General features: G+C 40.2%; 21 protein-coding genes and 10 tRNA genes. 10 read left to right on the plus strand and 21 right to left on the minus strand.

Translation table 11 applies throughout. The features are described 5' to 3' along the window. Positions 1–413: 413 nt before the first annotated feature. The gene (locus ACSFVZ_RS15185) at positions 414–1,832 is read left to right on the plus strand and encodes an alanine/glycine:cation symporter family protein (RefSeq protein WP_063707173.1); all 1,419 of its coding nucleotides are present in this window, start codon (positions 414–416) and stop codon (positions 1,830–1,832) included. A gap of 17 nt (positions 1,833–1,849) precedes the next feature. On the opposite strand, the gene ACSFVZ_RS15190 is transcribed toward ACSFVZ_RS15185, so the two are convergent. The 13 genes from ACSFVZ_RS15190 to ACSFVZ_RS15250 all read right to left on the minus strand — a co-directional run bounded on the left by ACSFVZ_RS15190 (position 1,850) and on the right by ACSFVZ_RS15250 (position 7,877). Next, positions 1,850–2,296: a hypothetical protein gene (locus tag ACSFVZ_RS15190; protein WP_138558982.1), complete on the minus strand. Its 447-nt coding sequence runs from the start codon at positions 2,294–2,296 to the stop codon at positions 1,850–1,852. Between the two features lie 159 nt (positions 2,297–2,455). Continuing rightward, positions 2,456–2,542, minus strand: a tRNA-Leu gene (locus ACSFVZ_RS15195). Between the two features lie 35 nt (positions 2,543–2,577). Next, positions 2,578–2,651 (minus strand) — tRNA-Cys (locus ACSFVZ_RS15200). Between the two features lie 18 nt (positions 2,652–2,669). After that, positions 2,670–2,745, minus strand: a tRNA-Gly gene (locus ACSFVZ_RS15205). A 112-nt stretch (positions 2,746–2,857) separates the two neighbouring features. Beyond that, positions 2,858–2,944 (minus strand) — tRNA-Leu (locus tag ACSFVZ_RS15210). A 39-nt stretch (positions 2,945–2,983) separates the two neighbouring features. After that, positions 2,984–3,059 (minus strand) — tRNA-Gly (locus ACSFVZ_RS15215). A 67-nt stretch (positions 3,060–3,126) separates the two neighbouring features. Continuing rightward, a tRNA-Leu gene (locus tag ACSFVZ_RS15220) sits at positions 3,127–3,213 on the minus strand. Between the two features lie 34 nt (positions 3,214–3,247). Next, a tRNA-Cys gene (locus ACSFVZ_RS15225) sits at positions 3,248–3,321 on the minus strand. A 12-nt stretch (positions 3,322–3,333) separates the two neighbouring features. After that, positions 3,334–3,409 (minus strand) — tRNA-Gly (locus tag ACSFVZ_RS15230). A 139-nt stretch (positions 3,410–3,548) separates the two neighbouring features. Beyond that, a complete protein-coding gene (gene pgsA / locus ACSFVZ_RS15235) occupies positions 3,549–4,094 on the minus strand; it encodes a CDP-diacylglycerol--glycerol-3-phosphate 3-phosphatidyltransferase (protein ID WP_062566986.1) in 546 nt (181 codons plus the stop codon). 42 nt (positions 4,095–4,136) lie between these two features. Continuing rightward, a complete protein-coding gene (gene uvrC / locus ACSFVZ_RS15240) occupies positions 4,137–5,960 on the minus strand; it encodes an excinuclease ABC subunit UvrC (RefSeq protein ID WP_235383615.1) in 1,824 nt (607 codons plus the stop codon). A gap of 8 nt (positions 5,961–5,968) precedes the next feature. Continuing rightward, positions 5,969–6,619 (minus strand): UvrY/SirA/GacA family response regulator transcription factor, encoded by a 651-nt coding sequence (gene uvrY / locus ACSFVZ_RS15245; protein ID WP_054553647.1) that lies wholly within the window; start codon positions 6,617–6,619, stop codon positions 5,969–5,971. Between the two features lie 106 nt (positions 6,620–6,725). Further along, on the minus strand, positions 6,726–7,877 hold the full coding sequence (locus ACSFVZ_RS15250; RefSeq protein WP_135925298.1) for a dicarboxylate/amino acid:cation symporter: 1,152 nt from the start codon (positions 7,875–7,877) through the stop codon (positions 6,726–6,728). A 215-nt stretch (positions 7,878–8,092) separates the two neighbouring features. Here ACSFVZ_RS15250 and ACSFVZ_RS15255 point away from each other — a divergent pair, with 215 nt between their 5' ends. The 3 genes from ACSFVZ_RS15255 (at position 8,093) to ACSFVZ_RS15265 (ending at position 12,177) form a co-directional block, all read left to right on the plus strand. After that, positions 8,093–10,426, plus strand: a complete 2,334-nt coding sequence (locus ACSFVZ_RS15255; protein WP_435559166.1) for a carbohydrate binding family 9 domain-containing protein — start codon at positions 8,093–8,095, stop codon at positions 10,424–10,426. A gap of 194 nt (positions 10,427–10,620) precedes the next feature. Then, positions 10,621–11,589 (plus strand): cysteine synthase A, encoded by a 969-nt coding sequence (gene cysK, locus ACSFVZ_RS15260; protein WP_135925303.1) that lies wholly within the window; start codon positions 10,621–10,623, stop codon positions 11,587–11,589. A gap of 192 nt (positions 11,590–11,781) precedes the next feature. Next, positions 11,782–12,177: a hypothetical protein gene (locus tag ACSFVZ_RS15265; RefSeq protein WP_235383619.1), complete on the plus strand. Its 396-nt coding sequence runs from the start codon at positions 11,782–11,784 to the stop codon at positions 12,175–12,177. A 60-nt stretch (positions 12,178–12,237) separates the two neighbouring features. Here ACSFVZ_RS15265 and ACSFVZ_RS15270 read toward each other — a convergent pair whose 3' ends face one another. Continuing rightward, positions 12,238–12,537 carry a DUF6172 family protein gene (locus tag ACSFVZ_RS15270; protein ID WP_135925308.1) on the minus strand — a complete coding sequence of 100 codons (300 nt, stop codon included), beginning with the start codon at positions 12,535–12,537 and terminating at the stop codon, positions 12,238–12,240. A 157-nt stretch (positions 12,538–12,694) separates the two neighbouring features. Beyond that, entirely contained in the window at positions 12,695–13,210 is a 516-nt protein-coding gene (locus ACSFVZ_RS15275) for a VC2046/SO_2500 family protein (protein WP_138557482.1), read from the minus strand. 112 nt (positions 13,211–13,322) lie between these two features. Between ACSFVZ_RS15275 and ACSFVZ_RS15280 the strand changes: the two genes are divergently transcribed. Together ACSFVZ_RS15280 and ACSFVZ_RS15285 are read left to right on the plus strand one after the other, a co-directional pair. Beyond that, positions 13,323–13,407, plus strand: a tRNA-Tyr gene (locus ACSFVZ_RS15280). A 44-nt stretch (positions 13,408–13,451) separates the two neighbouring features. After that, a tRNA-Tyr gene (locus ACSFVZ_RS15285) sits at positions 13,452–13,536 on the plus strand. Between the two features lie 69 nt (positions 13,537–13,605). Here ACSFVZ_RS15285 and ACSFVZ_RS15290 read toward each other — a convergent pair. Then, a complete protein-coding gene (locus ACSFVZ_RS15290; protein WP_253039716.1) occupies positions 13,606–14,286 on the minus strand; it encodes a M48 family metallopeptidase in 681 nt (226 codons plus the stop codon). A 101-nt stretch (positions 14,287–14,387) separates the two neighbouring features. On the opposite strand from ACSFVZ_RS15290, the gene ACSFVZ_RS15295 reads away from it, so the two are divergent. Next, the gene (locus tag ACSFVZ_RS15295) at positions 14,388–15,368 is read left to right on the plus strand and encodes an ion channel (RefSeq protein ID WP_199527407.1); all 981 of its coding nucleotides are present in this window, start codon (positions 14,388–14,390) and stop codon (positions 15,366–15,368) included. On the opposite strand, the gene ACSFVZ_RS15300 is transcribed toward ACSFVZ_RS15295, so the two are convergent. Then, a complete protein-coding gene (locus ACSFVZ_RS15300) occupies positions 15,365–16,435 on the minus strand; it encodes a GGDEF domain-containing protein (protein ID WP_435559167.1) in 1,071 nt (356 codons plus the stop codon). The genes ACSFVZ_RS15295 and ACSFVZ_RS15300 overlap by 4 nt on opposite strands. 136 nt (positions 16,436–16,571) lie before the next feature. Between ACSFVZ_RS15300 and ACSFVZ_RS15305 the strand changes: the two genes are divergently transcribed. Then, the gene (locus ACSFVZ_RS15305; protein ID WP_435559190.1) at positions 16,572–19,901 is read left to right on the plus strand and encodes a PAS domain S-box protein; all 3,330 of its coding nucleotides are present in this window, start codon (positions 16,572–16,574) and stop codon (positions 19,899–19,901) included. Further along, a complete protein-coding gene (locus ACSFVZ_RS15310) occupies positions 19,898–20,887 on the plus strand; it encodes a response regulator (RefSeq protein ID WP_135925320.1) in 990 nt (329 codons plus the stop codon). Before ACSFVZ_RS15305 ends, ACSFVZ_RS15310 begins: the two co-directional genes overlap by 4 nt. Positions 20,888–20,903: 16 nt before the next feature. Here ACSFVZ_RS15310 and ACSFVZ_RS15315 read toward each other — a convergent pair whose 3' ends face one another. Continuing rightward, positions 20,904–21,296 carry a VOC family protein gene (locus ACSFVZ_RS15315; protein ID WP_135925323.1) on the minus strand — a complete coding sequence of 131 codons (393 nt, stop codon included), beginning with the start codon at positions 21,294–21,296 and terminating at the stop codon, positions 20,904–20,906. Between the two features lies 1 nt (position 21,297). After that, a complete protein-coding gene (locus tag ACSFVZ_RS15320) occupies positions 21,298–21,945 on the minus strand; it encodes an HD domain-containing protein (RefSeq protein WP_135925325.1) in 648 nt (215 codons plus the stop codon). 135 nt (positions 21,946–22,080) lie between these two features. Here ACSFVZ_RS15320 and ACSFVZ_RS15325 point away from each other — a divergent pair, with 135 nt between their 5' ends. Next, positions 22,081–23,271: a class I SAM-dependent methyltransferase gene (locus ACSFVZ_RS15325; RefSeq protein ID WP_435559168.1), complete on the plus strand. Its 1,191-nt coding sequence runs from the start codon at positions 22,081–22,083 to the stop codon at positions 23,269–23,271. Here ACSFVZ_RS15325 and ACSFVZ_RS15330 read toward each other — a convergent pair. Then, the gene (locus ACSFVZ_RS15330) at positions 23,268–23,564 is read right to left on the minus strand and encodes a PilZ domain-containing protein (protein ID WP_235383609.1); all 297 of its coding nucleotides are present in this window, start codon (positions 23,562–23,564) and stop codon (positions 23,268–23,270) included. The genes ACSFVZ_RS15325 and ACSFVZ_RS15330 overlap by 4 nt on opposite strands. 8 nt (positions 23,565–23,572) lie before the next feature. Continuing rightward, entirely contained in the window at positions 23,573–23,941 is a 369-nt protein-coding gene (locus ACSFVZ_RS15335; RefSeq protein WP_421967025.1) for a response regulator, read from the minus strand. Between the last annotated feature and the right edge of the window lie 121 nt (positions 23,942–24,062).

Here is a 24,062-nt window from a genome sequence, read left to right on the forward strand (position 1 = left end):
CCCACACAGATGATTGCTTTATATTGTTAAAGAACGTTTCGAGTTGCTTTCGCGTCTCGAGGGATGCGTATAATACACCCTTAATTTTTTGAGTCAATACTTAATTTTAAACTTTCTTTTTAGACCGTTTTAAACCGAAGTTTTACTTAACTCTCTGTCAGTTTGTTCAGCGCTTTTCATTGCTGCCCGCCGTGTCAGTGGATGCGCATTATAGGGAGATGGATTTTTAACGCAAGCACTTTTTGAAGGTTTTTTTGAATATTTTCAAATTAATCAGATACCCACCAAGCGCAAACAGGTTACCCACAAACACCTGTGGATAACTGATGTTTTTTAGCAGAATAACTAAACTCTCCTCGCTTGTTATGGTAACTTGCGCCGCAGATTTTCCACTCGCTCACAAGGCAAGAAAAATGACAGACATTATAAATAGTATAAGTGGTCTCCTTTGGGGTCACATTCTGGTTTACCTTTTAATAGCTGCGGGGCTATTTTTCACTCTTCGACTCGGTTTTATTCAATTCACTCAATTCCCACATATGATCAAAGTGATGTTTCAGAGCCGCCAAGGTTCTGGCGATGGCATTTCTTCATTCCAAGCATTTTGTACTTCTTTAGCTGCGCGAGTAGGTACGGGTAATATGGCAGGTGTTGCCGTTGCACTTTATTTAGGCGGTGCCGGGGCAATTTTTTGGATGTGGCTTATTGCTTTAATAGGTATGGCGACAAGTTTTGCCGAGAGTACTCTTGCTCAGGCATATAAAACCGTCGATGAAGATGGCAACTTTCGCGGTGGCCCTGCTTATTATATGGAATATGGTTTGGGCAAACGTTGGATGGGAGTCATTTTCTCTCTTTGCCTTATTCTTGCTTTTGGTTTGGTATTTAATGCAGTTCAATCAAACTCTATTGCTGCTGCATTTGATGTTGCGTTTGGGATTCCAAACTATGTTGTAGGCATCGGCTTAGTATTAGGGTCTGGCATTATCATTTTTGGTGGCTTAAAAACTATTTCACGTTTTGCAGAAATGGTTGTGCCATTTATGGCGCTGGCTTATTTGCTAGTTGCACTCTATGTATGTGCCATGAACTACGATTTACTACCAAATGTGTTCATGCATGTTATTAATAGTGCCTTTGGTATCGAGCAAGCAGGCGCTGGTGCAATTGGTTATGGTGTTATGCAGGCGATGATCCAGGGTATTAAACGTGGCTTATTCTCTAATGAAGCTGGTATGGGTAGCGCTGCAAATGCTGCTGCAACGGCAACACCTAACCCGCCTCACCCTGCCTCACAAGGTTATGTGCAAATGCTCGGTGTATTTGTAGATACAATTATTATTTGTACTGCAACCGCAGCCCTTATTTTATTATCACAACAGCTTATACCTGATTCAGGTGTGACTGGTATTGCATTGACGCAAGCTGCCCTTGAAGAACATGTTGGTAGCTGGGGAGCAACCTTTGTTGCGATTGCAATTTTGTTTTTTGCATTTACCTCGATTGTTGCTAATTATTCTTACGCGGAAACCAATTTATTATTTTTAGAACATAACCATGCATCGGGCATGTTGATCTTCCGATTATTAGTACTTGGTATGGTGATGTTTGGTGCGCTCGGCGAATTACCTTTAGTATGGACGCTTGCCGATATTTCGATGGGCTTGATGGCAATTGTTAACGTCATCGCTTTATTTATGCTTTCGGGTGTCGTTATTTGGCTTGCGAAGGATTACAACTCACAACGTAAAGCAGGTAAATTACCTACTTTCGATCCTTCGCAAAACAAAAAGCTCGATCAAACTATTCCTAAAGGCGCGTGGCGCAAATAATCAAGCCAAGTGATTACTTAATTAGGGAGCGATTGTGCTCCCTTTTTTGTATTTGCTAATTTTTCAAAAACAGACAATATGAATGTGATTTGCTGTTCGTTAAGTTTGGATTCAAGCTGCGTAACAAGCTGCTCTTTTATTTGCGCTTTTAATGCTTGTTTTTGCTCTGCAGTTAATAATGGCTGCGATTGTTGCTGATAAGATTGCACGGCGGTGAGCATAGCCATCACCACGTCATTATCAAAGTCGGTTAGCGCCGCTTTCGCATTACTGATGACTTGTTCTGACTTTTCAAATGCGGTCGATACTTTATCAACAAGCACACTGACTTCATGAATTTTAAGTACGTCGTTAATGTTCGACATAATAATCGCAACAGGTATTAGTACTAGTGAGATTGCTAAACAAAGCCCAAATACGGCGCCCACCCAAAACTGATTTAAGCCACGTTTAAATTGCTCCATTATCTTTCCTTGATCCTATTTATTGATTAAAACTTGAAACGCGTTAGCTGTTTTAAAAAGACTAAGGAAACTATAAAGCTATTTTGGCAATAAAAAAATAATTTGATGAGATTATAAAAAGAAATATAAATGAAATAGAGAAGAGGTATTTTATGTAAATGGTGCCCGGGGCCGGACTTGAACCGGCACGCTGTTACCAGCGAGGGATTTTAAATCCCTTGTGTCTACCAATTCCACCACCCGGGCATCGGGTCGCTCGTAAGAGCATGTGGAGTATTATATGGAGGCGGAACCCGGAGTCGAACCGAGGTAGACGGATTTGCAATCCGCTGCATGGCCACTCTGCCATTCCGCCTTATCGCTTCCAAATAATTGGAGCGGCACACGAGGCTCGAACTCGTGACCTCAACCTTGGCAAGGTTGCGCTCTACCAACTGAGCTAGTGCCGCAAATTTGTTTCTGTCAGTGTTTTGTCCGTTGGTGCACAACCTTTAGGTTGCGATGATAACGTTCTGGCAACTGAGCTAGTGCCGCAAAATTTTAATTAGTTACCACTAAAAATGGTGCCCGGGGCCGGACTTGAACCGGCACGCTGTTACCAGCGAGGGATTTTAAATCCCTTGTGTCTACCAATTCCACCACCCGGGCATCGGGTTTGCTATTTAAAGCAAGTGGATAAAGCTAATATGGAGCGGCACACGAGGCTCGAACTCGTGACCTCAACCTTGGCAAGGTTGCGCTCTACCAACTGAGCTAGTGCCGCATCATATTAACTCTAGAGTTAAATCGTAATTTTAAAACTACATTTGGTATTGTAGTTAACCACAAAATGGTGCCCGGGGCCGGACTTGAACCGGCACGCTGTTACCAGCGAGGGATTTTAAATCCCTTGTGTCTACCAATTCCACCACCCGGGCATCGGGTTGCTCATAGAGCGCGTGGAGTGTTGAATGGAGGCGGAACCCGGAGTCGAACCGAGGTGGACGGATTTGCAATCCGCTGCATGGCCACTCTGCCATTCCGCCAAATTAGATAATTGGAGCGGCACACGAGGCTCGAACTCGTGACCTCAACCTTGGCAAGGTTGCGCTCTACCAACTGAGCTAGTGCCGCTTTCTTTATCTTGGGGGCTATGCCCTCTCAACACGGACGCATTCTACAGAGATTATTAAACGCGTCAATATAAAAAATGCTAGTTTTGAACTGTTTGCTTATTTTTTATCTAAAACGGTGTGTAATTATACGCTTAGGATCAATTTTTGGTCAATTCTGACCATGCTGCCATTAAATACTGCAGCATAGAACTAAGCGTTAAGAATGTTGCAACGTATAAAAGACCATAACTTAAGTAGATCATCCATGTATCAAATTGCCAAATCAAACCAATAATGGCTAGCATTTGTGCCGCAGTTTTAAACTTACCCATGTTAGATACGGCTACATTGTCACGCTTACCCTGCTCTGCCATCCATTCACGTAATGCAGAAATAACGATTTCGCGGCTAATAATAACTAATGCAGGTATAGTCATATACAAACTTTGATAATGGCTTGATAAAGCAACCAGTGCTGCACACACCATTACTTTGTCAGCAACAGGATCTAAAAACGCACCAAATGGCGTTGACTGATTTAAACGACGCGCAAGATAGCCATCAAGGATATCTGTGATTGACGCAAGCCAGAAAACAAACGCAGCTGCGAAAAACGCCCATGAGAAAGGCAAATAAAATATCACCAAAAAAATGGGGATAAGAAAAAGTCTAAAGGTTGTGAGTGTGTTTGGAATATTCCACATAACTACTTGGAGATGTCTTTTTTTACTATATTCGCACGAAGGCTACGCCTTGTCATGCAAATGATTAAATATCTTTTCAGCCATTTCAGGGCTGATCCCAGGAACTTGTTTTAATTGGTCTATATTAGCAGCTTTTACCCCTTGCATGCCCCCTAAATATTTTAATAATGCCTGTCGGCGCTTTTGTCCAACACCGGTAATTTCTTCTAATAATGATTGCGTGCGTTGTTTTTGACGTTTATTACGATGCCCAGCAATAGCAAAACGGTGCGACTCATCACGTATATGTTGGATTAAATGCAGTGCCGGCGCGTCTGAATCAAGTGGTATTGTTTTTCGTCCACCATCAATTAATAGCGTTTCTAAACCTGGTTTTCGGCTTGTGCCTTTTGCAACACCCACCAGCAATGGCATTTTATTATGTGGCCAGTTTTCAAAATATTGTTCAGCACGAGATAATTGCCCTTTACCCCCATCAATAAAGATGACATCTGGAATTTTTTCTTCATCGACTACTTTGTTGTAGCGTTTATTAAGTGCAAATTCCATTGCAGCATAGTCATCACCGCCAGTGATGCCGGTAACATTAAAACGGCGATACTCTTTATTATTTGGACCTTGCGAATCAAACACCACACAACTTGCAACCGTGTTTTCACCCATTGTATGGCTGATATCAAAACATTCCATACGATTTATATCATCTAGGCGTAACGTTTCTTTTAATTGTGCGTAGCGTTTATTAATTGAGTCCTGCGTGCTTTGCTTAACACTAATGCTGTTAAGGGCATTTTTATTAGCAAGCTTAAGATACTGAGCTCGCTCACCACGATTAGCGACTTTTAAACTCACTTTACGCTCAGAAATTGCCGTAAGTGCATCGCTTAGAGGCTCACTCTCTTCGATTGTAAACGGTAAGATGATTTCTTTGGCAATGCGCCCTGTTGCACCAGGTGCTAAGTAATACTGGCCTAAAAAGGAAGTTAAAATCTCTTCTTGCCCAGAGTCTTTAGGCACTTTAGGGAAATAGGTTTTGCTACCAAGTACCTTATGATCGCGGATCATTAATAAGTGAACCGCATTTAAACCATTTAAATGCGCAAAGCCAACCACATCCATTTCGGCATGATTACCGGAAATCGATTGCTGTTCCTGCATTTTCCGAAGTAACATAATTTGGTCGCGTACTTTTGCAGCGAGCTCAAATTTAAGCTCTTTGCTTGCTTGCTCCATTTTAGCAATTAAATCAGCAATAACTTCATGAGATTTGCCTAGTAAAAACTTACGTACAAAATCGACTTCTTGTTGATATTCTTCATCGGTAATTTTATTAACACACGGCGCTGAGCAACGTTTTAACTGATATTGTAAACATGGACGACTTCGAGCTCGGTAATAGGCATCTTCACATTGGCGAACCGGAAAGATTTTTTGCATTAAACGCAGGCTTTCAGATACCGCCCCTGCACTTGGGAATGGACCAAAATACTCGCCTTTGATTTTACGACTACCACGATGAAAAGCGAGTCGCGGGTGTTTGTGATCAGTTAAAAGAATATAAGGGTATGATTTATCATCGCGCAGTAAAATGTTGTAACGAGGCTGATATTTTTTTATTAAGTTGTTTTCAAGTAATAAGGCTTCGGTCTCTGTGTTAGTCAGGGTGACTTCGATACCGCAAATATTGCTTACTAAGACACGTGTTTTACTATCAGTTACATTACTGCGAAAGTAACTAGTTACGCGCTTTTTTAGATTTTTAGCCTTACCTACATAAATAACTTGCCCTTCACTATCAAGCATTCGGTAGACACCGGGCTCACTTGATAGTGTTTTAAGAAAACGGGCTGGTTCGAAATCAGACATTGAGCAAATTAATGCGAACTATCAATGTCGATCATTTTGTGACGAATTGCTAAATGCGTAAGTTCAACATCACCACCCACATTTAGCTTTTCAAACATGCGATAGCGATAGCTATTCACTGTTTTAGAACTTAGGTTCAAACGCTCTGCTATGTCTTGTGCCTTTTCACCTTTGGTGATCATCAGCATAATTTGCAGTTCACGCTCAGAAAGACTCTGAAACGGATTTTCGTCTGTGCGTCCGCTTACCTGTGCAAGGGCAATTTGCTGAGCAATTTCAGGCGCGATATAACGTTGGCCGGCATTTACAGCACGAATAGCGTTAACCATTTCATCAGAGCCGGCACCTTTAGTTAGATAACCATGAGCTCCGATTTGCATCACTTTGCTTGGGAATGGATCTTCACAATGCACCGTCAGCACGATAATTTTTACATCAGGGCAATAACGACAGATTTTCTTAGTTGCCTCTAAACCACCGATACCTGGCATGTTCATGTCCATCAACACGATATCAGGCGAATGTTGACGGCAAAATTGCACCGCTTCTTCACCGGTTTTAGCTTCACCAACCACTTTAAAACCACGAACATCATCAAGTATACGTCTGATACCTGTCCGTACAAGCTCATGGTCATCAACTAAAAGTACATTAATCAATGGAACACCCTCAAATAACCCAAATACATGCTTGTGTAAATTTAATGTGCCACATTAGCACAGAATGAGTGAAACAATAAATCAAATTATTGTTTCACTCATCATTTTATGCGGCGTTTTTCTCGCTAAAACGATCAACCCACAGCGCAATAATACCATCACCTGTAACATTACAAGCTGTACCAAAACTATCCTGTGCTAAATAAAGTGCAATCATTAATGCCACTGCGCCTTCATTGAAACCAAGCATGCTTGTTAATAGTCCTAATGCCGACATAACCGCACCACCCGGCGCTCCAGGAGCTGCAATCATGACAACACCTAACATCATAATAAATGGCAACATACCAAATAAAGATGGTACATCCATATTCGGTGATAAGAACATCACTGCCATTGCACATGTCACAATGGTAATTGTTGAACCCGATAAATGGATGGTTGCACATAACGGCACTGTAAAGTTTGCAACATCTTCTTTTACATTATTAGCTTTACTTGAGCGCAGCGATACAGGAATTGTTGCTGCACTCGACATTGTACCTAAAGCAGTAAAGTAAGCGGGTAGCATATTTTTTACAAGCTCTAATGGGTTTCTTTTTAATAAAAGTCCCGTTGAGACATATAAAACGGTTAGCCATAACCAATGCATGATCAATGCTGCAAGTAATACAATACCAAATGTTTGCAGCGTATCTACCACAGTGCCAGCGACTGTCATCTCTGCAAATACACCGGCAATATAAAACGGTAATGCTGGAATAATAACCTTTGCTAATAAGCCATCAATTACATCACGACCCTGATCAGAAACTTTCTTCAACATATCAAGTTGCATTTGGCTCATACCAATACCAAAAATGAAAGCCGCAGCTAACGCCGTCATTACGCTCATAAGTGGTGGAATTTCTAAATCAATAAAGCTGCCCACTTCTGTAGCTACTTCAGCTTCAAACGTTAAGCCCCCATCAAACAATGGGATCATGGCGCTGACTAATAAAAACGCTAAGGTGCCAGCAATAATCGTTGACCCATAAGCAAAACCGACAGTTTTGCCAAGTAAGTGGCCAGAACCTTTTGGTAAGCCAGCAATACCAGATGCGATAAAAAATAAAATAATCAGTGGAATGGTAAAGGTGATCAACTGACCTATTATTTCTTTTACTGTATAGAGGAGTTCAACACCTGTTAGCGGCACATACAAGCCCACTAAAATACCGGCAACAATACCAGCAATTAATTTTAGAATTAAATTCATAACGATCACTTCAATTTTTAGGTGGTAACCTTTTACCACGTTTTAGTTTACTTTTGTTATAAAACAGCCAAATTAACGTTTAACTGCGCAAATTACCACCACAGCTTCGCAGAATCTAATTTGAACGTAAATATATGCGTCCTATCGCGTTGCATTTGTTAACAAAGTTGCAAGTTAATAACATGCTCGCAATTTTGAATACCCGTGTAGTTCTTATGTATAAATCTATATTAAGTGCCGCTCTACTGAGCACACCTTTTACTTCCTTGGCCACCAGCCAACCCATCACCCTCCCTTTTGTTGCGGAAAAAGCAACAATTGACGGAAAGCTAAATGAAGCAAGTTGGCAACACGCAAAAAAAATCACGATTGATAATGTCACGTGGCCTTATGAAAACAGCAAAAGCCCAGTGACCACACACGCCTATGTCTATGAAGATGGCGAGACGTTATTTATTGGCTTTGAAGCAAACGACCCAAATCCAGAACTAATTCGCGCTTTCTATCGTGACCGTGATGCAGCATGGGATGATGACTTAGTGGGGCTGAAAATTGATTCATACAATAATGCTCAATTAGCTTATCAGTTTTTTATTAACCCACTTGGCGTACAACAAGACTCGATAGAAAACGAACTGACTAAACATGAAAGCTCATCATGGGACGGTATTTGGGATAGTGTTGGTGTTATTCACGATAAAGGCTACACAGTAGAAGTGGCTATTCCCTTACGCGTATTGAATTTTGACGACAGCGTAGCAACCAAAACGATGGCGATGGAGTTTTTACGATTTTTACCGCGTAGTGAACGTTTGCGTATCTCAAATATGCAAATTGACCATGGTAACAATTGTTGGATTTGCCAAATGCCAAGTTACCAAGGTTTTGAACAAGCAAAGCAAGGCAATAACGTGGCGATTATTCCATCTGTGGTGCTTGGCAAAAATGAGACTCGTGATATCGATGGCGCACAAGTGGCTGATTGGGAGTCAGAGAACAATACTGAAGCCAGCCTGGATGTTAAATGGGGGATCACCCCAGATATTACCTTAAATGCGACGATTAACCCTGACTTTTCACAGGTTGAAGCGGATGTTGCTCAATTGAGTGTGAATAATAATTTCAGCTTGTTCTTCCCAGAAAAGCGTGCCTTCTTTTTAGATAACGCTGACTACTTTGCATCAACACTTAACCTTATTCATACCCGTAATATTGCCCAACCAGATTATGGAACCAAGATCACAGGTAGCAAAAATGGCCATACATTTGCCGGTTTTATTGCCAATGATACGCAAACCAATGTGTTGATCCCGGGCAATTTAGGTTCATCTCTTGTCGCCCTTGACGAGAAAAGTGAAAACGGTGCTCTGCGATACCGATACGACTTTGAATCAGGGTTATCACTTGGTTCAACAGCAACTCACAGACAAAGTGATGATTATAGAAACACGGTTTATAGTATTGATAGTAAATACAAACCAACAGTGAACGATGTTTTCCTAGTACAAGTATTAAAGTCACAAACGCAATACAGTCAGGATTTTATTGGCGAGTTATGTGATGGTGATAACTGTTTACAACCTGAGCAAGTAATTTGTGAATTAAATAGTGATTGCGACTATAACGAAGGTGTACTTCGTGTTTTAAGTAAAGAACAACAATCGGGTACTGGCTACTATGTTAAGTATCAACATGATGAGAAGTACTGGCGTGCATTTGCTGACTATAATTATCGCGATGCTGATTTAAGAGCTGACTTAGGTTTTATCTCGCAAGTTGATTTTAAAAAGTTTACTACAGGTGGCGAATACCGCTGGTATGGTGATAAAGGTAATTGGTGGAACCGCGCTAACCTGTATGCCGATTGGGATATTACCCACAACGAAAATAATGAACTTCTTGAAAAAGAAGCACAAACCAGCTTTTCTGTCAGCGGCCCATTACAAAGCTTTTTTGAAGTCTCTGTTGAACACCGAAACCGTACAGGTCTTCGCCACGATAAATCACGTTTAGATATAGACGGCAACACAGATTTATTTAGCGAAAATGGCGTTGGCTTTTACAGTGATTTTAAACCAACCGCTGGGGTCTTTGCTTCTTTATATATGTATACAGGTAATGCCGTTGACTTAGCCAATAACCGCACTGGTGATAAGTTTCATATACGCCCGGTACTGAATATGAATCTTGGTAAACATTTTGAAGTACGTTTACGTCATACTTATGAGCAACTTGAAGCTGATGGAAGCGAAGTATTTACCGCAAATTTAAGTGATGTGCGGTTAACTTACCAGTTTAACGTGAATAGCTTTTTACGCCTTGCAGTCATTTATACCGATTTAGAACGTAATCAAGCTAATTACATTGATGATGTAGATAGCCAATATAAAAAGTTAGCCACCCAGTTATTGTATTCTTACAAACTGAACCCGCAAACAGTATTCTTTGCAGGTTACTCTGATAATGGCTATCAAGATGATGAACTTTCATCGATAACTAAAGAGCAGCGTACCCTATTTGCTAAATTTAGCTACGCTTGGTTACTTTAAGACTCCACTAGCGCACCTTTCGGTGCGCGCCCTTCTTTTTCCACCTTATTACTAAATGCTATAAGCCTATTCGCTATATGTTATAGCCAAACTTTACTTTCGTTTTTTAATAGTCACAGTAAAGTGTGACTATTACAGATCAATAGCCTAAGCTAGTTGATCACGATTGAATAAATTGCTTCCAAGGGAACACTATGTCTAACATTTTTGAAGATAATTCATTAACAATTGGTAATACACCGATTGTAAAGCTTAACCGCGTAACCTCAGGTAATGTTTTTGCTAAAGTAGAATCACGTAACCCAAGCTTTAGTGTTAAATGCCGTATTGGCGCTTCAATGATCTGGGAAGCAGAAAAGTCAGGCGTATTAACCAAAGACAAAGAGTTAATCGAGCCGACTTCTGGCAACACAGGTATTGCACTTGCGTTTGTAGCAGCTTCTCGTGGCTATAAATTAACCCTGACTATGCCTAATACGATGAGCCTAGAGCGTCGTAAACTATTAAAAGCGTTAGGTGCTAACCTAGTTTTAACTGATGGCGCTAAAGGTATGAATGGCGCGATTGAAAAAGCAAAAGAAATTCAAGCAAGTGAGCCTGGAAAATACATTCTTTTACAACAATTCGAAAACCCAGCTAACCCAAAAATTCACTTTGAAACAACGGGTCCTGAAATCTATGAAGCAATGGACGGTAAAATCGACATCTTCGTAGCAGGTGTTGGTACAGGTGGTACTATTACAGGTGTTAGCCGTTACCTTAAACTAGAAAAAGGCCTAAACGTGCAATCTGTTGCTGTTGAGCCAACTAATTCTCCAGTTATTAGCCAAACCTTAGCTGGTGAAGAAATTAAACCGGGTCCTCATAAAATCCAAGGTATCGGTGCTGGCTTCATCCCAGGCAACCTTGATTTAGAAGTTGTTGATGCCGCTGAGCAAGTATCAAATGAAGATGCAATTGCAATGGCTCACGAGCTTATGAAAAACGAAGGTATTTTAGTAGGTATTTCGTCTGGTGCTGCAGTGGTTGCTGCAAAACGCCTTGCTGAAAAACCTGAAAATGCGGGTAAAAACATCGTTGTTATTTTACCAAGTGCTACTGAGCGTTACTTATCTAGCCCATTATTTGCTGAAGAATTCAGTGAAAAAGAGTTAGTTCAATAACGAGTGCAGTTAATTTAAGAAAGGATGCCAAGGCATCCTTTTTTATTGCCAAGCAAAAATAAATCCCACAATTTTACTAAGTTAACTTTACATCTCAGTCATTTAGTCACACACTTAAAATTATTTAATCTAGCAAATCAAAGCATAATGAAAAACGTACTCTTAATTTTTGCTCTATTGAGTAGTTGCTTAATGTTGGGTTGTGGCTCTGAAGAGTCACCTCAGGGCGAAAAAAATACCCCAGGCAACACAGCCACGCTTTATTTTGATGCACTGTATAACCAAAACGATTTAAATCAAGCCATGGAATACGCAACTCCAAAAATGGCTCGCATTATGAAATCTTATGGCACCGCAAACCAATTCGCTCGTAACCTAATTAACATGCAATACGACGAAGTTGTAATTGAAGTTGATATGACCAATATGAGTTTACGTGAACAGTACGGTGATAAGGCTAATATTAATTTAATCTTTACGGGTTACTTCAACGGTAAAAAAGTGGATGATATGCGCAGTGTAAAAATGATCCGCAAAAAAGGTAATTGGTATATAGAAAAGATTAACGCCGATCCATTTGCTCGATAGATAGTTATCTTAAAGTAAAAATGGGCCTAAAAAGGCCCATTTTTTGATTCCGTGTATAAATTACTCTTCATCAAATTCTTGGTGTTGACGCTGTGCAGGGCGCGCTAAGATCTCAACATAAAACGATGTTAAGCCTTTGGCTTCAATATCACTAATACATTTATTAATCTCTGCTACGTGAACAACTTCGGCTTCATCCGCTGATTCACCAAACTTACAGTCAAATGCCCAATAATCAGCACCAGCTGGGAGTGTTTTATTACGCTCACGTTTCAAATATTTTTTTACTTCGTGTTTGGCTGCATCAACCATGCGAGGGTACTTAATCTTCTCGTGGTTAAGCGTGAATGTCTTCTTCATTATAGTCCTAATAGCTTGGTTCAATGACAATGGCGCTAAGCCATAGGCACACAGTATAACAAGGCCATAAAAAATTAGCTGTATTTTTTCTTATGTTGCTTGAATTTACTTATTAAAGTGTAGATTAATTTATTTATGTGACAATGTAGTTAATCAATTAGGCTGAAATTAAATGCAAAGGTTGATGAATAGCATCTTCTGTTAAACTATCGTAAAAAGCTGCAGCGTCAATTTGGGCACGCTCAGTTGGTTGATTTTTATCAAGGTAGCGTTTTCTTACTGCGGGCTCACAATTGTCTATCACTTCTAGTGGAATGTGATTTTTATCATCTCGAACATGCAATGGCTCAGGTGCTAAACAATGACGTAAGCGAATGTCTGAAAGACCACCTTGAAGTAATCGAAGAGCATTATCTTGACCAATCAACATATCAAATTGCTCTGGTGCTAATGATTGCTTAGGACCTGCCCCTAACTGGGCTCTAAGCACCTCTTCTGAAACGTGAGGATTACTTATTTCTGTTTTAGGTAGATGAAATTGACTAAAATCAAGTGCGTCATGTGAGAGCATTGCTAATAATAATGCAAACTCACCAGAGCGATGTTCATGAACACTTTTATTAAGACGATTATCGAGTTGACTCTCATTGAGCAACAAACCATCAACTTGCATAGACTTTAGCCAAATAGATTCCAGATTAATCAGTTATCGGCATTAATCCAATTTTCTTTAGTTTTTTTCTTTACTTAAATAACCAGTTTGCTATTATCAGCGCCGTTGCATTGGAGGGGTTCCCGAGCGGCCAAAGGGATCAGACTGTAAATCTGACGGCTCAGCCTTCGCTGGTTCGAATCCAGCTCCCTCCACCACTTCCTTCTGGTAGTGTGGCCAAATGCAATAGTAAAATCTGTGTGGAGGGGTTCCCGAGCGGCCAAAGGGATCAGACTGTAAATCTGACGGCTCAGCCTTCGCTGGTTCGAATCCAGCTCCCTCCACCACTCTTTACTCTTTCTAGCTTTACTCTTTCTAGCTTTACTCTTTCTAGCTTTACTCTTTCTAGCTTATCGCTACCAACTCAAACTACTGCCATTTTGTTTCAACCATTGCTCAGCGTTTTTATAGTCTGGATAAAACTGTCTAACACGTTGCCAAAACTTAGCACTGTGATTCATATGTTTAAGATGAGCAAGTTCGTGTACAACCACATAATCAATCACCCATGTCGGTGCACTCACTAAATGTAAATTAAAGGTCAGCTCTCGACGCTTATTACAACTTCCCCAACGACGTTTATAATGTTGAATTTTAAGTTTTGTGGGCAGAGCTTCAGACATCTGCAAACAATAATCATGAACACGCATTTCGATATAACTCTCTAGCTTTTCGTGTAAAAACTGCTCGAGCAGTGCTAAATAGTTTGCTTCTTGATGTTTGACCCGTGATGAAATAGATAAAATAAGCCGACACTGTGCATCTTGTTGCCAAGTGCTTTTAGTGCCTTTAGCAAATACTATCGGCACATTTTGTCCAAATAACTTAATCGCCGCGTTTACAAGAGGAAGTTGGCGGCGTTCAGCATGAATGGATTGTTTGGCAATTTGTTCATCGACCCAATCTTGCTTGGTCTTTAACCAGGCATCAATCTCAGTTTGTGGAACATAAAAAGGCGCATAAACAGTGAGTTTCTGTTCAGCAACTTTAATAGCCACTGTGGTTCTGCGTTTACTGCGCTTTAGGGTGTAGTTCAACAAATATAAGCCAATTCAATTAATAAAAAGTATGGATTCCATTTTACCCTGTAAAATAACTGCTAATCTATAAAGATGACCAACAAATAATTTTCATGTTTATGTCTGATAAACCTTGTTGTAGTTATACCTCGCCTTCAGGAAAGAAATGCTTGGAAACCGATATGGGGTCTGGATTCTGTTTTTGGCACGATAGTAAGTTTGATAAGTCAGGACTAGATCTAACCCAGAAATTAGAGCGTTATGCGAAAAAAGGTGGTTTACTGCATGGGTTACAGCTAAAGCGCGCTAACCTCAGTGGTCTTAATCTTATTAAGCAGGATGATGAGGAGGGATATGACCTATCCTACTGTAACTTTTATCGAGCAAACCTATCAGGCGCACACCTTTTTAATAACAAAATCGCTAACGCATCATTAATGAAAGCAAATCTTCACGATGCCAGCTTACATTATTGCGATTTAAAGAATACAAACTTATTAGGGGTTAAGTTTAATGATAGTCGTATTGACAATATCGATTTAGGCGACCATTTACTGCAAGAAGCACAGGCCATTAAAGCTCGCAAAAATAGACAGTATGATGAAGCTCGTGACTTATTCGAACAATCCGAAGAGATATATCGAAACTTAAGGAAGGCATCTGAAAACCAAGGACTTTTTGAACTGGCTGGCAACTTTACTTATAAAGAGCTTAGAATGCGCCATGCCCAATATCCAAAAGGATCAACAAAACAAATTACGTCGAGTTTTATTGATATGCTTTGTGGGTATGGTGAAAAGCCTGAAAACGTTATTCGCTTTAGCCTTTCGCTGATAATCTGCTGCGCAATTTGTTACTTTCTATTCGGTGTCAGCTATAGCGATACAATTTTGCAACTTAGCCTTGATAACACTTGGCAAGACAACTTATCTGCCTTATTGAATAGTTTTTACTTTAGTGTAGTAACATTCACAACGCTTGGATACGGAGATATAACTCCCATAGGTTTTTCACGATTTATTGCTGCATTAGAAGCATTTTGTGGTAGTTTTTCTCTCGCTTTGTTTGTGGTTGTATTTGTAAAACGTATGACTCGCTAAAGCATAATGTATGAACCAACGTGCTTTTTAGCTTGATACATTTTTTTATCTGCTCGGTTAATTAGTTCTTCTGCATCAACAGTGCTATCAAGTGGGGCTGCGATTATGCCAACACTTAAATGTAATTCCGGATACTGCTCCTCAAAAATACCTATTAGCTTTTCACAGATATGGGTTGCACTAGCAACTTCACAATCTGGCAAAATGATGCAAAATTCATCACCGCCGTAACGACATGGAACGTCTATTTCACGAATATTTTCCAACAAATATTGGCCTATGTACTTAAGAACTTCATCACCTTTTTGATGGCCTTGCGTATCGTTGATTGATTTAAAGTCATCTAAGTCAAAATAGACAATTGTAAGCGGTGATTTATGGCGCCGAGCTCTTGCTAAGTCACGCTGTAAAAGCTCTTGCATTACGCGTCGATTATAAAGGTTCGTAAGAGGGTCTAGTTTAGCCAGCTTTTCAAGCTCTTGAGTTCGTTGTGCGACCTTTTCTTCAAGTCCTTTTGCGTAGACTTCTGTTCGACGTTTTGCGTTCTCAATCTCTCCAACTAAGCTATCTATGTAAGTATCAAACACTAAGGTAGTATCAAAATAAATTAATCTATCAATAACCGTTAGAGTTTGTTGTAATTCAGCTTGGTCACTAATCTTATCTCTAAGCACATCAAAGATCAGTTCTTTAAGCGTACAAACTGCCGACAAATAGAGTTTAGGTTCTACCCCAATACGTTTGTGAACCATACCAATTCTTAGTCTATTGTTGACATATTCATGCTCATAGCGACCACAAAATAAATCAATAATATATTGACGCTGCGCATCTCTTAATCGGGTTAATGTATCGGCATCACCAATTAACAATGATATTTCATCGACTTCTGTTTGCTTTTTATAAAAATCACTCACCACATCTTCAATCGCTGATTCAATAATTGGTTTGTAATTAATTAGTGATGATAAACTTTTCGAAGTGAGCCCCAGTAAACTCATTCTGTGCTGAATTTCAACGTCATTAATTTTCATTTGGTCTACTAAAGTCTGTTCAGTTCTACGCATTTACCACCTCAAAATACTCCTTTTTAACTAAATATAGCCAAGGAATTAAAACCTACGAAGTTTAGTTAGAGTATTTTCTCAAAATAACTAACAATTTATATTAGACTAGTTATAAAGGCAGTGACGAATAAATATGATGATAAATACGTTTTTTATAACCGATCAAAATCCCAGCTTAATTGTTAATGGGATCTACGACCCCACATTAGTGACGCTTTCAATCGCAACAGCTATTTTTGCCGCCTATTTTTCACTTTATATTATAGATTTAGCAAACAAGACTGAGTTTATCTCGTACCAAAGGTTAGGCAGTGCAACGGGCGCATTAGTGATGTCTGGTGGGATATGGAGTATGCATTTTATCGGTATGCTCGCTTTTTCTCTGTGTACGACAGTTAATTACGACCCCACACTCACGTTTTTATCCTTCCTACCTGCATTTTTAGCTTGTTACATATGCTTTTCAATCTTCAGGCGCCATTATATGTCGGGTATCCCGCGTGCAATTAAATTAGCCTTGGGATCAGTTTTACTTGGAGCAGGTATTGGCACAATGCATTATACAGGCATGGCTGCGATGGAGATGAGCCCTCTGCTTCGCTATGACCCTAGCTGGTTTTCTGCCTCCATAATTGTTGCTGTCCTTTTATCTTTTATCGGGTTGTATTCACGTTTTCATTTGAGTGATCACTTCAAGGCACTATCAGCGCTCCAAAATCGCCTTATTTGCGCCATTATATTTGGTTTTGCAGTATCAGGAATGCATTACATGGGTATGGCTGCAACTCGGTTTGTAGCCACATCCCCTCTGCTATCTGAAAATGTCCAAACATCGCAGCTGGTTTTTATTGCAATTAGCGTCTCATTCGCCACCGTATTACTTACCACTTTAGTCGGAATATTTAACGGTATGGTGCGTTTTCGCTTGCTACTCGCTGAAAAGTCTGCAGAAGAATCTCGTCTAGAAGCCATTTTAAGCACTGCTGTTGATGGTATTGTGACTATCAACATCAAAGGAGTGATATTGAGCTTTAATAAAGCAGCAGAGAACATTTTTGGCTGGCAGCAACACGAAGTGTTAGGCAAAAATGTAAAAATACTAATGAATGATGATATTGCAGCCCAACATGATGACTACTTATCAAATAGCAGTAATCATGAAGTTAAAAAAATCATCGGGGTAAACCGAAATGTTTATGCTAAACACAAGCATGGACACTTATTTCCTATCCGGTTAGGGCTTGGCGAAGTAAAACAACCAGACAAAGAGCCACTATTTGTCGGTTTTATTACTGATCTAACAGAACAGCGTGCTTTGCAGCAAAGTCTTGAAGAAAAAGAGAAACAATACCGCACCTTGATGGATAATATGCCGGGTGCTGTATTTCGGTGCCTATTAGACGAAAACTGGAGCATGCTGTTTATTAGCCCCAGCGTTTTAGATTTAACGGGATACAGCCCTGATGAGTTTGTTTCAGGTCGAATTAATTTTGAGCAAATCATTCATGGCGATGATAAACAATCTATTAATGAAATTATCTCAAATGCTGCAGTAAACAACACTCAATACGCCGTTGAATATCGCATTCGCCATCGCAACGGTAAGATTATCTGGCTACTAGAGCAAGGATTAGTAAACGAAACTGTCGATACTGATAAAAAGTGCATTGATGGTGTATTAATCGATATCACGGCTCGTCATGAATATGAAGAATCACTAAAGCAAGCAAAACAAGAAGCTGAGGCTGCGGCTCATGCGAAGCAATCATTTATGGCAAATATGAGTCATGAAATTCGCACACCTATGAATGCTATTATTGGCTTTAGTGATATTTTAATGGATAGCCCATTAAGTAAAGAACAGCAAAAGCATATTATTACCGTTAATAAGTCAGCACGCTCATTACTGCACTTGCTTAATGAAGTATTAGATTCTGCTAAGTTAGAAAAGGGCAAACTCGACATACAACTTGAGCATTTTAATTTACAGACACTGCTCGATAACATCGTTTCTACTTTTTGGCTTGAAGCAAAGCGAAAAAATTTACTGCTTGATCTGAAGATCAACGACGATGTTGCACCTGTTTATATCGGTGATGAAATACGTATTCGCCAAGTTATGAATAACTTGCTAGGCAATGCTATCAAGTTTACAGAGCAAGGCTCTGTGACAGTCAGCGTCAGTAAAACGCAAAATAATCAACTCTTCTTTGAAATTAAAGACACAGGTATTGGTATTGCTAAACACCGTTTAAATGCTATTTTTCAACCATTTGAGCAAGCTGATGGCACAATGACTCGACGTTTTGGAGGCACAGGTCTTGGTACGACTATCAGCAAGCAATTAGTTGAATTAATGGGTGGGAGTATCAATGTAATTAGCGATGAAGGACAAGGTAGTTGTTTTTATTTCACGCTCCCCTTACAAGAGGGAGATGCAAAACAAGTTGATATTCTTAATCACAGTAAGCTCACCTTACCACCTTTACGAATTTTAGTTGTTGACGATATTGAGCAAAATATCGAGCTACTTAAAATCTTGTTATCGCAGGCAGGTCATACTATCACAACCGCAAGCAATGGTTTTGAGGCTATTGCAGCGTTCGAAAAGCAAACTTTCGATGTCATTTTAATGGATATTCATATGCCTGAGTGTGACGGTTTAACCGCGTGTAAGAAGATACGGGAATTAGAGCAAATACAACAAATAAAGGTTACGCCAATTATCGCCCTCACCGCAAGCGTTCTTCAACAAGATAAGTTGACAACTAAAGAAGCTGGCATGAATGGCTTTGCGAATAAACCTGTGGACATTAGTCAACTAAATCATGAAATAGCCAAAGTACTTGGTTTAGACATTAGTACTACCCATGATTACTACGAAAGTAATGATAAAAAACACATAAACTACGATAAAGGGGTGTTATTGTGGGGTTCGAAAGAAAAGCTAAATACTGAAATTGGCTTATTCCTAGCTAACCACCAACATAGTATTCTACGACTTAAGGGATCCACACTCAGCGAAGCAGAGCAAAAATCAATTTTACATACCTTAAAAGGTGTTGCAGGGAATTTAGCACTTGCAAAATTATTAGACCTACTGACTTTAGCTGAAAAAGAGCGAGAAAAGGATAGCTTTGCTGCACTGATTGACGAGTGTGAACAAGAATGGCGTATTCTTTACTCTCAGCTTGGGGACCTTAACCAGTCAAAAGTTGATCAACCACTGGAGCACGCTATTCCCATAGGCGCATTAATAGCTAAAGTTAATAAACTGCTCACGCAAGCTGAACACGCAGAAATAGACGATGAACTATTAAACCTTGTTCAAACAGAGGCCCCAGCGGAGTATAAAGACAGGGTTGTTGAAATTTGTGCGCATTTTGATAATTTTGATTTTGATGCAGCGATGCAGGCTTTAACTGAGTTAAAGCAATGCCTCTTAGCTGCTAAGGAACACAAATGACTCCCGTTTCAGAACGTGAAAGAATTCTTGTAGTCGACGACGAACCTGCAAACCTCAAAGTGCTCAGAGAAGTGCTCGCTAAAGATTACCGGCTATCATTTGCTAAGTCTGGCGAGCTTGCATTGCAGCTTGTTGAAAATGAACCACCAAAGCTAATTTTACTGGATATCATGATGCCAGATATGACTGGTTTTGAAGTCTGCAAAGTATTAAAAGCAAACCCAAAAACAGCGCATATTCCTGTCATTTTTGTCACCGCGCTCTCTCATGAGCAAGATGAATCTGAAGGCTTTGCCCTTGGTGCAGTCGATTATATTACCAAACCAATTAGCCCTGCGATTGTAAAGGCTCGTGTAAAAAACCATCTATCGTTAGTTCATGCTGAACAGTTACAACTGGCGCATATTGATTTGATCCAACGCTTAGGCCGCGCCGCAGAATACAAAGACACCGACACTGGCGAGCACATTTCTCGTATGAGCCGTTACAGTAAAATATTAGCACTTGCCTATGGTATGAGTGAGCATGAAGCAGAGCAACTTAGGCAAGCAGCGCCTATGCATGATATCGGCAAGATAGGAATTCCTGATGCTGTTCTTTTAAAACCAGGACGTTTAAATGAGCAAGAGTATGAGCATATGAAACAACATGCTCTCATTGGCGCTAAAATTCTAGAAAACTCAAGTTCGCCATTATTACAGCTTGCTCATAAGCTTGCGCTTGAACACCATGAAAAATGGGATGGTACAGGTTACCCGTATGGCCTTAAAGGCGAAGAGATCAGTATTGAAGGACGTATTGTCACAATTGCAGATGTATTTGATGCATTGACGTCGAAGCGCCCTTACAAAAAAGCCTGGTCAGTTGAAGAAGCCATCGATTTGTTAAAAGACGAAGCCGGTAAGCATTTTGACCCACAACTTATCGATTTATTTATCGGTCAAATAGACAGTATCATAGAAATCAAAAACACTTATAGCAACTAATAGTGTATTTAAGGCCTCATTTGAGGCCTTTTTTAATTGCTTCATAATCGTGAGAAGTAATTTCATGGCTGTTACCGGCACAGTCTTTAAAATACATTGAGTAAGTAACACCATGATCTGCAACAACGGTTTTAATATCAAATTGAGCTAGATGCTCAAGCCACGCTAAAAACTGTGCTGCATCTGCGCCAAAGGCAATTCCTTTACTGGTGCCTTCTGCTTCAAATAGCGCCAAACGAATCGTCTTTGCTTGATCTTCTAAAGTTAAAGGGCCTTTTCCTTCATCCCAAAAAGCGAGTTCAGGTACCACACTAAAACCAAGTACTTGTTGATACCACTTTACTGCAGCCGCTAAATCATCAACATTTAAATGGCAGTGATCAACTCCAGATAGTGACGGAATAGCCATGTTACTCCCCTATCTCAGTTTTCAACTGTTCTAAAAATGCGAGCATGTATTCTGTGCGTCGTTTAGCCTCATCCTTTGCTGATGGCGTGTTCATACTCTCGCTGATGTGTAACAACTTAATGAAAAAATGATCGAGGGTATATTTTGTATCGTCTGGTTCGCGGTTTAAACAAAATGGATCGTCTTTATGATACAGGTAGCGACCAATTGAGCCCCCTACTTTCATGCAGCGGCTTACCCCAATTGCGCCTAATGCATCCATTCGATCAGCATCTTGCACTATTTGCGCTTCGACGCTTTGTACTTTGATATTGGCACTAAAACTATGTGCCGCAATAGCATGATGAATTGCGCTAAAATACTGCTCAGGATAATGAATTGAGGCTAAAAAACTCAACGCTTTGTCTGCGGCCATAGTCGATGCTTTTGCACGGTCTGGGTGATTTTTTGCAACCGCAACGCAATCATGTAACCAAGCAGCTGGTAACACTACTGCCATTTCTGCCTGCTCGGCAATACATAACTGTTTTGCAACCCTCACAACACGCTCGATATGACTTATATCGTGTGCGACATCGGCATGGAGTAAAGACATAATAAAATCTCGACACTGAGTTTCTAAAGCTGCAAAGTCTATTTCTGGCTGCATATACAGGCTATTACCATTAACTAATTGAAATTATGCTTACTTTAGCGTGCTTGCTGGATTTGTTCAAAACATTCATTGTATGTTTGCCAGTGCTTCATTAAACTATGCCCCCTTTTGTTTGACGCGAGAATCCCTATGTCATCTGCTATTTACCTGCAAGCTGGACGTGAAAAATCATTAAAAAGAAAACACCCATGGGTGTTCTCAAAAGCCATTAAGAAAGTAAAAGGTAAGCCAGGACTAGGGGATACTGTCACTATCTATGACAATGACGGTAAGTTTTTAGCGATTGCTGCTTACAGTCCGCAATCGCAAATTCGAGCTCGTGTATGGAGTTTTGATCAAAACGAAATCATTGACCAAGCATTCTTTGAAAAACGTTTGCGCCGTGCCTATGCTGCCCGTGAGCAGGTGATCAGCGAAGGCGGTTTAACCGGTTTTCGTTTAAGTGCTGCTGAGTCTGATTACCTACCTGGTATTACTATCGATAAATTTGATAATGTACTTGTTTGTCAACTACTAAGTGCCGGTGCAGAACGCCATAAAGGTGAAATTGTTGCTGCACTGATGGCTATTTTCCCAGGTTGCGATATTTATGAACGTTCAGACGTTGATGTTCGCACTAAAGAAGGTCTTGAGCCAATCAAGGGCCTACTTTGGGGTAAGGAACCAACAAAACCTGTCATCATCGAAGAAAATGGCCTTAAACTCGAAGTAGACATTCTTGAAGGCCACAAAACAGGCTTTTATTTAGACCAACGTGATAGTCGTGCTGCTCTTGAGCGCTTTGTTAAAGACAAAACAGTATTAAACTGCTTTAGCTACACTGGTACTTTCTCGCTTTATGCGTTACGTGGTGGCTGTAAGCACGTTACTAACGTGGATGTGTCACAGCCAGCGCTTGATACTGCTAAGCGTAACGTTGAGCACAACAACCTCGATTTATCTAAAGTTGATTTTGTGAAGCAAGATGTCTTTAAGTTATTACGCCAATACCGTGATGAAGGTGTGCAATTTGATACTATCGTTATGGATCCACCAAAATTTGCTGACAACAAAGCGCAATTAACGGGTGCGTGTCGTGGTTATAAAGATATCAATATGATTGCGATGCAAATCTTAAAACCAGGTGGAACCTTACTCACCTTCTCGTGCTCTGGATTAATGGAACAAAACTTATTTCAAAAAGTGGTTGCGGATGCTGCCCTTGATGCAGGTAAAGACTTATTGATCATGGAGCGACTAAACCAAGCTGCCGACCACCCAATTGCTGGCAGCTACCCAGAAGGCTTTTATCTGAAAGGCCTGATCTGTAAGGTTTACTAGTTAAAATTTACAATTTCTAAACCGGCACTCAAGGAGCCATCTTGCTCCTTGGTTGCTCGCACAACTTTAGCTGTGGCATCAAACGAAGTAATTGCTGTACTTGTAGAAGCAATTAACACTCGATACAAGCTACCTATTTCTAATACATCATCAAGCTGCACAGCTAACCCTGTGGCACTTAAATCTGTACAAATTGCAGCAACTTCTTTGCCCTCTCCGCCTTCTAGCGGAATTAACTTTGCAGGGGTGTGAATTTGCATACGGCGAAAGTCACGTTTCTCCTCATGAAACATATGGCCTCCTATACCAGTGTTTTTATTTTCTCAATAAGTGTTTTAACAGAAAATGGCTTCACTACATAGGCGTCACATCCGGCATCAAAACCCGCTTTTTTCTCAAGCTCTGTCTCAAGTCCAGACACCATAACCACAGGAATTTTTGCTGTTTCAGGTGTATTTTTTAATAATCGACACGTGTCATAACCATCAAGGCCAGGCATACATACATCTAAAAGGATTGCATCAGGGGGCTCAGCAATAGCCGATGTTAAACAAGAGGCCCCTGAATTCGCGTAACTTAGCGAAAACTCATTTCCTAAACTTGCTTTGAGCATCTCATAATTAAAATATTCATCATCAACAATTAAGATAGTTTGTTGAGGCCGATTTATGCTGCGCTCAGGAATAGAAATCGGTCTTTCCTTTTCAATGCCCACACTCTCTCCTTTTAGTAGTCACGTATTTGACTCAATTTGATGAGAATTCACCCTCACCATAATACCTTTACATTAA

Source organism: Pseudoalteromonas nanhaiensis, assembly GCF_051235485.1.
GTDB classification, from domain to species: domain Bacteria; phylum Pseudomonadota; class Gammaproteobacteria; order Enterobacterales; family Alteromonadaceae; genus Pseudoalteromonas; species Pseudoalteromonas lipolytica_C.

Bases quoted from the DNA above. Each gene is read 5' to 3' on its own strand.
- ACSFVZ_RS15190 (WP_138558982.1), bottom strand. From the start codon at position 2,296: ATGGAGCAATTTAAACGTGGCTTAAATCAGTTTTGGGTGGGCGCCGTA.
- ACSFVZ_RS15300 (WP_435559167.1), bottom strand. From the start codon at position 16,435: ATGCGTAGAACTGAACAGACTTTAGTAGACCAAATGAAAATTAATGAC.
- ACSFVZ_RS15250 (WP_135925298.1), bottom strand. From the start codon at position 7,877: ATGAATTTAATTCTAAAATTAATTGCTGGTATTGTTGCCGGTATTTTA.
- ACSFVZ_RS15305 (WP_435559190.1), top strand. From the start codon at position 16,572: ATGATAAATACGTTTTTTATAACCGATCAAAATCCCAGCTTAATTGTT.
- ACSFVZ_RS15325 (WP_435559168.1), top strand. From the start codon at position 22,081: ATGTCATCTGCTATTTACCTGCAAGCTGGACGTGAAAAATCATTAAAA.
- ACSFVZ_RS15270 (WP_135925308.1), bottom strand. From the start codon at position 12,537: ATGAAGAAGACATTCACGCTTAACCACGAGAAGATTAAGTACCCTCGC.
- cysK (WP_135925303.1), top strand. From the start codon at position 10,621: ATGTCTAACATTTTTGAAGATAATTCATTAACAATTGGTAATACACCG.
- ACSFVZ_RS15275 (WP_138557482.1), bottom strand. From the start codon at position 13,210: ATGCAAGTTGATGGTTTGTTGCTCAATGAGAGTCAACTCGATAATCGT.
- ACSFVZ_RS15320 (WP_135925325.1), bottom strand. From the start codon at position 21,945: ATGCAGCCAGAAATAGACTTTGCAGCTTTAGAAACTCAGTGTCGAGAT.
- uvrC (WP_235383615.1), bottom strand. From the start codon at position 5,960: ATGTCTGATTTCGAACCAGCCCGTTTTCTTAAAACACTATCAAGTGAG.
- ACSFVZ_RS15255 (WP_435559166.1), top strand. From the start codon at position 8,093: ATGTATAAATCTATATTAAGTGCCGCTCTACTGAGCACACCTTTTACT.
- ACSFVZ_RS15185 (WP_063707173.1), top strand. From the start codon at position 414: ATGACAGACATTATAAATAGTATAAGTGGTCTCCTTTGGGGTCACATT.
- ACSFVZ_RS15295 (WP_199527407.1), top strand. From the start codon at position 14,388: ATGTCTGATAAACCTTGTTGTAGTTATACCTCGCCTTCAGGAAAGAAA.
- ACSFVZ_RS15310 (WP_135925320.1), top strand. From the start codon at position 19,898: ATGACTCCCGTTTCAGAACGTGAAAGAATTCTTGTAGTCGACGACGAA.
- ACSFVZ_RS15330 (WP_235383609.1), bottom strand. From the start codon at position 23,564: ATGTTTCATGAGGAGAAACGTGACTTTCGCCGTATGCAAATTCACACC.
- pgsA (WP_062566986.1), bottom strand. From the start codon at position 4,094: ATGTGGAATATTCCAAACACACTCACAACCTTTAGACTTTTTCTTATC.
- ACSFVZ_RS15265 (WP_235383619.1), top strand. From the start codon at position 11,782: ATGTTGGGTTGTGGCTCTGAAGAGTCACCTCAGGGCGAAAAAAATACC.
- ACSFVZ_RS15315 (WP_135925323.1), bottom strand. From the start codon at position 21,296: ATGGCTATTCCGTCACTATCTGGAGTTGATCACTGCCATTTAAATGTT.